At 44.2% G+C, this 9079-nt stretch carries 8 protein-coding genes; 3 read left to right on the forward strand and 5 right to left on the reverse strand.

Annotated features, from left to right (window positions below; translation table 11 throughout):
* The first annotated feature begins 39 nt into the window (after positions 1–39).
* The 3 genes from C7A19_RS04095 to dgt all read left to right on the forward strand — a co-directional run bounded on the left by C7A19_RS04095 (position 40) and on the right by dgt (position 3034).
* Entirely contained in the window at positions 40–375 is a 336-nt protein-coding gene (locus C7A19_RS04095; protein WP_155522537.1) for a transposase, read from the forward strand.
* Positions 327–1214 (forward strand): IS3 family transposase, encoded by an 888-nt coding sequence (locus C7A19_RS04100; protein WP_077661651.1) that lies wholly within the window; start codon positions 327–329, stop codon positions 1212–1214. The genes C7A19_RS04095 and C7A19_RS04100 overlap by 49 nt, the downstream gene beginning before the upstream one ends.
* A 290-nt stretch (positions 1215–1504) precedes the next feature.
* Positions 1505–3034, forward strand: coding sequence for a dGTPase (dgt, locus tag C7A19_RS04105; protein ID WP_116644247.1), 1530 nt, complete (start codon positions 1505–1507; stop codon positions 3032–3034).
* A gap of 151 nt (positions 3035–3185) precedes the next feature.
* On the opposite strand, the gene C7A19_RS04110 is transcribed toward dgt, so the two are convergent.
* The 5 genes from C7A19_RS04110 to C7A19_RS04125 all read right to left on the reverse strand — a co-directional run bounded on the left by C7A19_RS04110 (position 3186) and on the right by C7A19_RS04125 (position 8689).
* A complete protein-coding gene (locus C7A19_RS04110) occupies positions 3186–4064 on the reverse strand; it encodes a Wadjet anti-phage system protein JetD domain-containing protein (RefSeq protein WP_069362959.1) in 879 nt (292 codons plus the stop codon).
* Complete coding sequence (locus tag C7A19_RS04115; protein ID WP_235614258.1) at positions 4061–6400, reverse strand: hypothetical protein; 2340 nt, start codon at positions 6398–6400, stop codon at positions 4061–4063. The genes C7A19_RS04110 and C7A19_RS04115 overlap by 4 nt, the downstream gene beginning before the upstream one ends.
* A gap of 111 nt (positions 6401–6511) precedes the next feature.
* Positions 6512–6853 carry a DUF2813 domain-containing protein gene (locus tag C7A19_RS15740; protein ID WP_235614259.1) on the reverse strand — a complete coding sequence of 114 codons (342 nt, stop codon included), beginning with the start codon at positions 6851–6853 and terminating at the stop codon, positions 6512–6514.
* The gene (locus C7A19_RS04120; protein ID WP_069362957.1) at positions 6847–7422 is read right to left on the reverse strand and encodes a hypothetical protein; all 576 of its coding nucleotides are present in this window, start codon (positions 7420–7422) and stop codon (positions 6847–6849) included. The genes C7A19_RS15740 and C7A19_RS04120 overlap by 7 nt, the downstream gene beginning before the upstream one ends.
* A complete protein-coding gene (locus C7A19_RS04125) occupies positions 7412–8689 on the reverse strand; it encodes a hypothetical protein (protein WP_116644248.1) in 1278 nt (425 codons plus the stop codon). The genes C7A19_RS04120 and C7A19_RS04125 overlap by 11 nt, the downstream gene beginning before the upstream one ends.
* Positions 8690–9079: the final 390 nt, after the last annotated feature.

A 9079-nucleotide genomic window follows, 5' to 3' on the forward strand; every position in this document is an offset into this window, starting at 1 on the left:
GTTTTACTGGACACGCATCGACGACCTGAGGAGGTCAGTATGCCAGCCTATAAAACGGGTAAAAAGACAGCGCAATATTCACTAGACTTCAAACTGAAAGCGGTTGAATGGAGCTATGAAACGCATCGAACAGTGAAGTCGGTTGCAGAGGCGCTTGATATCCATCCATTCATGCTATCGAAATGGCGTAAAGCGTATCGAAATGGAGAGTTTGGTATGGTCAAGTCCCAAAAAAATAAAGTGAAGCCAGACAAGGTAAAGGATGAGTTATCGGCACTCAAGCGACGGATCACAGAGCTTGAAGAGGAGAACGATATCTTAAAAAAGTGGCAACGCTTTCAAGCAGAACAAAGGCGCAAGCCTATCGATTCGTAAAGCAATATAGTGATGTTTACTCAGTAAAGAAGCTGTGTAGGCACCTGTCTGTGTCTCGTAGTGGCTATTATGATTGGCTAAGCCGCGGACAGTCAGGACACGCGCGCGCAGATAGTGAGCTAGGCGCAGAGATAGCGTTCATCTACCGTAAAAGCGAAGGCAGATATGGGAGTCCTAAAATCCATGCGGCGTTGAAGGCAAAAGGTCTCGCAGTGAGTCGTAAGCGTGTGGCCCGCTTGATGCGAGAAGCCGGTTTAAAGGCGAGAGTGGACCGTGTTTACCGTCGTCAGAAAAAGAGTCGGACGTTCTTTAAAGGACTCGTCAATCGACGCTTAGAACAAGAAAAGGCGAGTAAAATCAATCAACAATGGACTGCGGATGTTACCTACATAAAAGTAGGAAACCGATGGGGCTACTTAGCGGTAGTGATTGATGTTTACTCAAAAAAAGTACTTAGCTGGGCGCTCAGCGACAGACTTGATTCAAACTTGACGATGTTCACCATCGTCAAAGCACTCGCTAGCCGAAAGCCTAAACGGGGGCTGCTATTTCATACCGACAGAGGGCGCGAGTATTGTGCGGATAGGGTGCGACATTTACTGGCGGAACACGGTGTTGAGCAGAGCATGAATCGACCAGGGAAATGCACGGATAATGCAGAAGTCGAGTCGTTCTTTAAGTCGCTTAAGGGCGAGTTAATCAAAGATGCACCGATTGCTAACTTAAGGCACTTACGAGAGAAGCTCAGAAAATATATTCAGTACTTTTATAATCGAACACGGTTACACAGCAGCATTGGTTATATGTCGCCGATAGCGTTTGAAAAACAATGTACTTAACGAAAGACGTGTCCGTTAAAGTGGATCAACATCATCTCGAACCAAGTATATTAAAACCCTATAACTTGCCAAAAAAGCAACCCCTTGATTAATGTTAACAATAAAGTCAATAGATAAATACCGGAACATCTCACTAAATACAGCTAAAAACCAGCTTTTTGGTCATCCTCCCCTAGTCAATGTTCTTCACAATGACTAAATCCCTAATCACATTATTTATCCAATCTAATATGAGCCGACTAGAATCTTAGGTATAGTTTCTTCAGCGCGTTAAACAAAGAGGAACTATTATGGCTATCAACTTCAAAGAAAAAGTTCGAGGAACAAGGGTATATCATAGCGGAAAAGCCATTAAACCTCGTCCACTGACTGAATCCAGCAAAATTTCAGCACAAGAAAGCTTCGAAAGTGATCGAGGTAGGATCCTCAACTCAGCTGCAATCAGAAGGCTTCAACAAAAAACTCAAGTCTTTCCCCTCGAACGTAATGCTGCAGTTCGCAGCCGTCTCACTCATTCTCTCGAAGTTCAACAAGTTGGTCGATACATCACTCAATTAATCTTTAAAGAGCTCTCTGAAGAATCTAAACAAGAATACGAGCTAACCGGATTAGAACGTCAATTTGAGTCGATAGTCGAAATGTCATGTTTAATGCATGACATTGGCAATCCACCTTTCGGACATTTTGGAGAGCAAGCTATAAACGATTGGTTTTCTAGAAATTTACTATCTCTTGTAATGGATAAGAACGGTGAGCCCACAATCGACTTGCCAAAGCCAATCCAACAAGATCTTACCAATTTCGAAGGTAACGCACAGGCTATCCGCCTAGTTCACACTCTACTCGAGCTCAATCTAACCTATTCGCAAGTATCTGGTGTGTTCAAGTATACTCGCCGTGGGGATCAACCATCGCCTAAAACAAAGAGCAACTCGGAATTACATGACTATGACTATTTGATGAAAAAAGTGGGTTATTACTTAAGTGAACACCGCTACATAGAGTCACTAAAAACGGTGCTGTCAATGGACTCTCATTGCCGCTCTCCATTTTCATACATAATGGAAGCTGCGGATGATATTTCCTACGGCATTGCAGACATTGAGGATGCTGTTGAAAAAGGCATTATCACAGTAGATCAACTCAAAGAAGTTTTAAACGACGAATACCAATCTCTTGTAAAAGAGTACGATTTGCAAAACAGTGAAGAGATGAAAAAGATCGTTGATGTCGCCAGTGAAAGCGCTTCAAAATCCGATAACTGTGCGAACAGCCACTTCTTCATTACTCTTCGCGTGGAAATAAACAAACGCCTACCAAAACATGCATGCAAACAGTTTATAGATAACATAGAGAATGTATTTCACGGGAGCTTCAATAGAGCGCTAATTGAAGATCATAGTGATAATCATGCATTAGTGAAAGCTCTTAAGAATGTTGCTATGAACTATGCTTTCTGCGATCCAGAAGTAGAAAAAAGTGAGCTACAAGGATATAGAATCATTACGGGGTTACTTGAAGCGTATAAGCCATTATTACTATTAAGCAAAGAGACTTTTACCAACATTAAAGAAGCCCCTCTATACGAGAGAAGACTCTACAAAAAACTACCGAACAAGCACCTTCGAGCATACGAAATCGCTATGCAAAGGTTAGAGCAAGAAAAAAATAAACCGTCTGACCTTACGTACTTACCCTATAACTTTGAAGACGATGTTTGGGAGTTTTATTTTCGAGTCCGCCTCATCCAAGACTATATTAGCGGCATGACCGATCAGTACGCTTATGACGAATATCGTAATCTACATGTGTTAGACTAAGTAAAAGCAGACAATCTGAAATGTAATTACAATATAAGGGAAGTCATCTTCCCTTTTAATCACTCTTAATTTAGCTGTTCACGAGAATTCATTTTGAATTATCATCAATCCACTAATGTATACCTGTAAATATAAGATGAAATCACAGATATTAGTCATTCAACCAAATCACCTCTTGCTCCAAAGCTAAGCCATGCTTCTGCATTTCCGTCACCAACTCTCGTAACTCTGATGACTGTGCTAAAAGCTTTTGGCTGTTGCGCTCGAAAGAGACAAAGTCCCGGGCGGTGTCAACCCAAAGCTGGTTTTGTCCATAACGTAACAAAAACGCCTTCCAATTCGGCATCATCCAAAACTCTGCTCTTTCTGTAAGCTTCTCTTTGAGGCGGCGGTAGTTATTCAGCCCAACTCCATCATAGTCAGCAAAAAAGTAGACTATCGGTGCCCTTTCAGGCACCGATAACCAATCAATCAGTTTGTTGTGTAGCTGTCCGCGGTACCAAATAACGGTAGTAGGGTCGTTATTGGGCAACCAATCTAGTCTGTCAAATAGCGCTTGGTTCTCCACCAGCCAAATGGAATGTTCTGTGTGAAGATGGCTATTTCGCTCTCCGCCAACTTCAAGCGAGAATACACCAAACGCTTCTGTGGCTGCATTTAAGTGCTCGGTTGGTACTCCGGAAACCTCCCACAAAGGGTTCGCAACCGTTTTAGCCAGCACGTAACTGACATCGAGAGCTGTGTATCCTTGTTTGCTGCTGCGTGTCGAGGCTATGTTTACCGTTCGTTGCGGTACACTGGAAGATACATGTTGTTCGGGGGCTAATCGTTCAAGTTCAACGGCGGCTACATCCATGTCTTGAATTCGATAAACAACACCACGGCCTTTAGGCGTAATTTGCACACACCGCGTTTTGTGATTGAACGCTTCAAGCTGCTTCTTTTGAGACGGTGTCATTCTACTCCCGGCAACGGAATCAGGGTAAACCTCAACGAGTCGCGAGAGTGCTTTCACCAACGCCTGGCTCATAGCGATGGCTCTGCATATGATTGGGGCAGCTCTTGACTCTCTAGTGGTTCGAAAATCTGCCAGCTATTACGACTAATATGATTTTTACCATTGGCTTGGTGAATTGGCACACAATAACGCGCGGTGGTTAAGGGGGCTGGTGAGGCAAATATCAAGGCAAAGCCGAATTGATCCGCAATCTCTATTAAGCTCGTTTGGTTCTGGGTATCCAAAGCTGACGCTTCATCCAAATAACAGACTGCTTTCATTTGGTGGCGTTTATCTTGCATGAGGTACAACATCGCCAAGCCCGTCACAAGCTTCGCCATCAATACGGTTCCGTTAGAGGCGGCACTATCAATTTCTTCAAATGACTCTTGCTGCTGGCCGTGCTTAGCAACGACAAATTCAAGCCGGAATAAGTCTGCCACTCTTAAACCTTGGCGAGCATTGCCCTCATCAATCAGCAGGCTCTTCGCGCGCTCTAAATCAGCATCATCGAGGATACTGCCCTGATCAAATAGCTCAAAACTTTGACCACTTTCAGTTTGCTCTGCTTGTTGGATCAGCACATTCATCGCATCAACAAGCAGACTTTGTTCGACTGGCTCAATTTTGAAAATTTTAAGATCTGACAGCTGCCTTTGGCTGATCAGGCGGTTGAATTCCTTCATCTTACTTTGCAATGCATATAAACCACTGCGCAGCTCTCTTAAACTGGCAGTGACGTTGACGACGGCCGATCGTGCCCGCCTTTCCAGTGCTTTTTTCTCATCGTCCAAACAATGATTGAATTGAATAATACCCTCTAATTCTTCATCTTGTGTTTGCGCCATCTGAAACTTAGTCAGCCCTTTTTGACCCAATTCATTTTTCATTTGGCGCAATTCTTTTGATAGCTGATCAAGGGCTTTGCAATCTTCAATGTAGTCCTGAAGACGATCCGGAAGTGACGCCAAAGACCAATCATCCCCCGCTATCCAGGGCGAATGTGGCTGGTCAGAAAGTCCGCTAAATAGCGCTTGGTCATCTATTCTTTGTTTCTTTAGTTTTTCAACACTGCTATCGTCTGAAGCCAGCTTATTAAGCTTATCCGCTACCTCACTTAATTGCCTTGAAAGATCGGCTTGCTTTTCTCCTGAGTTGTTAAGCGCATCGTTAATCGCTACTCGCTGTTTCTCAACAGCCTGTCTTTGCTCGATTCGCTGTGCTTGATTGTGTGTTAACTCTTGTAACTGTTGGAATTCTTTTAGCTCTTGTTCACACTGCCTAACGGCACTATTTAATTCGGCCTTTTTCCTCTCAGCCGCCTCTTGCTCTCTACTTGCTTGAAGTAGTTCTTTGAGCTCGTTTATCTGCTCATTAATGCTACCAATTTCCTCCAAAATCTCTGATTCTGTTTTTTGCACATGCTGAGGCAATAGCTCATGAACCGACAATGTTAAGCCGGGGAGCAAGCATTGCTGTGAGGACTCGCAATTAAAAACGCTTCGCAACTGCTCAGCATTAAGCGAGTACTGCGAAGGGGGCAGTTGCAGGACTTGTTGGCTGAGCACCTTGTTTAGATTATCTAACTCGTGTGTATTGAGCGTCTCAGAAAGGTGAAGGTATAAATTGTCATTTAAGGTTCGCTGTTGAGACTGCAACCGCTGGCGCTGCTGTTCTTTTTCTTGCAATTGTTTGTTAAGCATCTCGGAAGAGGAGCGCTGGGACTGAACACATAATGTGGCCTGCGCTTCATACTCTTTCTCGGCGGATCGTAACTGACTCTCTAGGAACTCTTGATTCGGAATCAGGGCAAAGCGCGCTTTAAGCTCTTGATAATGCTGCTCCGTACGATCTAGCTCTGCCAGTTTATTGGCTAAGTCCTGGCGTTCTCCAGCTAGAGCGATATCATAGTCTCGAAGTTCGCGCGAGGCTTGTTCAAGCTTAGCCTTTTGCTTAACTAGCCGTTCCCTCGTCGTTTGAACGTGACCATGCCAGTCTTTTAGCAACTCATCCACTTTCGGTTGGCATACGGTGATCTTTCCTCGTAAAGATAAGGTTCGCTCAAACTTTTGCTCGAGTTGTTGAATCGTCTCTCGATTATTGAAAGCGGCTAGGTACTGCTCGCGCTCTAGATTAATGTCTTGAAACGCTTTTTCCCATTCCTGCTTAAAATCAATGCTGGCGTTGGGTAACTCTCGACTAAATATCGTTAACAAATATTTTTTCACATCACTAGAGTTTAGTTTGTCGAGTCGCAACGTCTTGGTGAGTACCTGCTGAAAGGAACGGGCATCGCTAATGTGCTCAAGCTTGAATACGGTAAAATCAATATCGCTCGTCTTCTTACTTTTTGCACCGCCATAAATCAAGTGACGGAAGTCCCTCTCGTTATATCGAGAGACGCTGTATTTCTTTTTTGCTAAGTGACTGACAAGCTTTGGTTGGCTGACGATATTACCATCATCTAAACGATAATCGTCTTAATTCAACTCTCCCGTGTAGGCAAAGTACTCATAGTCATGGCCCACCCCTTTACCGACACACCCAAACACTACTGTGCCCGTTTGCGGTAGAATTACTTCTAGCAAGATGTAGGCGCTATTATTTGGGAAGTAAAAACGACGCGTTTGATCTCGCGTGTGCGAGCCAAAATCCATTTTTCTCTGATCGATGATAAGTAGAAATTGAAGCGCATTGATAAGGCTTGTTTTGCCATGGTTATTGGGTGCGATTAATGACACAGAATCGTCGAGAGGAAGTTCAGCACGCTGGTATCCCGCACTGCCGATTAACGCTACACGTTGAAAACCATAACTTAACATGATTCATCTTCCTCATAAGCCGTAGCCGCTATATCATTCTCAGATGCGTGCTCTGTAATTGCTTGGAAGTGATCAAGGTAGCGATATACCGACGGCAGCAAACGCCAGTGATTGTTCTCTTGAACGGCAAAACCTTTTCGCACAGCGTTGTCGAGTATCTTTGCGAGTGCATCTCGGTCTAGCTCTTCTGCATCCAAAAGTCCTTGATGCTTTTCGTAAATGTCATCAAGTAAAGGATTATCAATTGTCCATTGGTAAAACTGGCCAAGGGAGCGACCGCTATCCGCTTGGTGATCAAATAGCACCATCAGCAATAATGCTAACTGACGTGATTGTTTATTGATGTTCTGATTACCTTCTTTATCATGAAACCAAGCAAAGCCGCGTCCATCAATGCGCAACTCAAAACCTAGGTTTGCAAATAGATACTGATACTGTTCTGCTTGCAATTCAAGCTCATGCCATAGCGCGGCATCCGCCGAGCGGTTAAGGTGTCGTCCAGAACTAAAAAGGTGAAATAACTCGGTCAAATGTGCCAGTTCATTTAAATCGATTTTACTATTTTGCATGATCTATACCCTTTGCAGGAGTTGGATCAGTTAATGCTCTGATTTTATGAGGGTAATAAGTAACGGCGACGGTGTTTAACGCTGTAGTATCCGAGTGTGGCCCTAACGTGCTTTCCCATTGAGGATCTTGTACAAGTTCATGGTAAAGTCTTAATAACGCTGCGTCCGGTAAATGCGGATAGTGCTCCCTCAGCCATATCATAAGATTGTCAACCGGCAACGAATCGCTCAACTGTTCTCTCAACCGCGCTTCATCCACCCAGCTGACTGTTGAACTCGTCGGTCCATCCTCTTCATCAGGGAAAACAACAGCAATAGGCTCAAAATTCATAAATTCAGCCATCAACTCGCGCACCTCATTGCCCAATTGAATTTTGGTGACGCGGCTACTTGTCCACAAAGGTAGTCCCTTGGCGTTGAGCCCTCGCGCTAATCCCTTTTTACGAACTTGACTGAGCTGCTTACTAATCACCGCTGAAAGCTGGTTATGCTGTCTTGCTTCCTCTCGTAATGGCAGCAAAGTGTCGGCACATTGTTGAGCAATGACGCGTCCTTGATAACGAAGCTCTTTAACTTGATAAGCTATCTGGCGCATTGCCAGCCTTTGTTGATATAAAGCGCCACGTATCGAGAGTAGATCGACCGCATCATCCAGCGCTTCTTCTGCTTTTTCCAACAAAGGATAGAAGCTACCACCAAGGCCGCTGTCCATCATTTCGTTCATCGGCTCAACATATTGATCGTACACCTCTAGGACTTCACGGTAACGACGTTCAATTGGCATACTGGTATCCGCCGATTTCGCTAATTCTGCAATTTCAAAAATTGCTTGTTTGTCTTGGATTAGCTGTTGGGTGATCTTTCTGATAAGCTCTGAGAGTCTGTTCGCGCCGGCACGCAACAAATCATTGTCCGACCCATCTAGTCCTTCTAACACCTGGCTGGTAGCGTCTTTAATCGCGTCGACTCGCGCTCTAAGTACTGCTGATAGGCCAAGCTCATGCTCTTGCGTCAAGCCTCTCACAAAATCCACGACTAATGTATTTAGCTGATAGTCACTACTTCGGTTGATAGGTTGCAATATATCTGCATTAACAAGGCTAGTGAGCACAGTATTGCTGTCTGTTTGCTTATTTTTGTATTGATTGATCACCTGCTCGAGTACTCTCAGATCAAAAGCTGGAAACTCTCGCGAAAGCCGCGTTAGCTGCTCAGTAACCTCCCAATGTTGGTGTAACTGAAAAATGAGACTTTTAGGTGCGACCATTTCACTCCCTTACCCACCAACTTATCGACTTTGATTCAACCGAGTCTGTCTCAAGATCGGACAGCTTTTATAATGTCCCCTTAATAGCAGCAGGTAAACACTGAACGTATAAACATGTCGAATAACTAGACTAGGATCTAAATTGCGTACGTAGTCTATTAGGTGAGAGTGGCTAATTCGATACCGCGCGTTGTCATCGATAATCCAGGACCCCTCGCTTTTCTCATCCCTCTGATTAAGTGGTATGATGCGCGCCATTCTTGCGCCACTGACTGGTATCGTGTTGGCGCACTGGCATCAGCAAGGTTGTACAAACATGGTTAACAACAAAATCCAGTTGTTCTTGGACTTGATCCGTTTTACTGGACACGCATCGACGACCTGAGGAGG

The organism is Salinivibrio sp. HTSP (assembly GCF_003390965.1).
GTDB lineage: Bacteria > Pseudomonadota > Gammaproteobacteria > Enterobacterales > Vibrionaceae > Salinivibrio > Salinivibrio kushneri.

What these genes read in the sequence shown, in the direction of transcription:
- C7A19_RS04120 (WP_069362957.1), bottom strand. Translation starts at nt 7,422, where the DNA reads ATGCAAAATAGTAAAATCGATTTAAATGAACTGGCACATTTGACCGAG.
- C7A19_RS04095 (WP_155522537.1), top strand. Translation starts at nt 40, where the DNA reads ATGCCAGCCTATAAAACGGGTAAAAAGACAGCGCAATATTCACTAGAC.
- dgt (WP_116644247.1), top strand. Translation starts at nt 1,505, where the DNA reads ATGGCTATCAACTTCAAAGAAAAAGTTCGAGGAACAAGGGTATATCAT.
- C7A19_RS15740 (WP_235614259.1), bottom strand. Translation starts at nt 6,853, where the DNA reads ATGTTAAGTTATGGTTTTCAACGTGTAGCGTTAATCGGCAGTGCGGGA.
- C7A19_RS04125 (WP_116644248.1), bottom strand. Translation starts at nt 8,689, where the DNA reads ATGGTCGCACCTAAAAGTCTCATTTTTCAGTTACACCAACATTGGGAG.
- C7A19_RS04110 (WP_069362959.1), bottom strand. Translation starts at nt 4,064, where the DNA reads ATGAGCCAGGCGTTGGTGAAAGCACTCTCGCGACTCGTTGAGGTTTAC.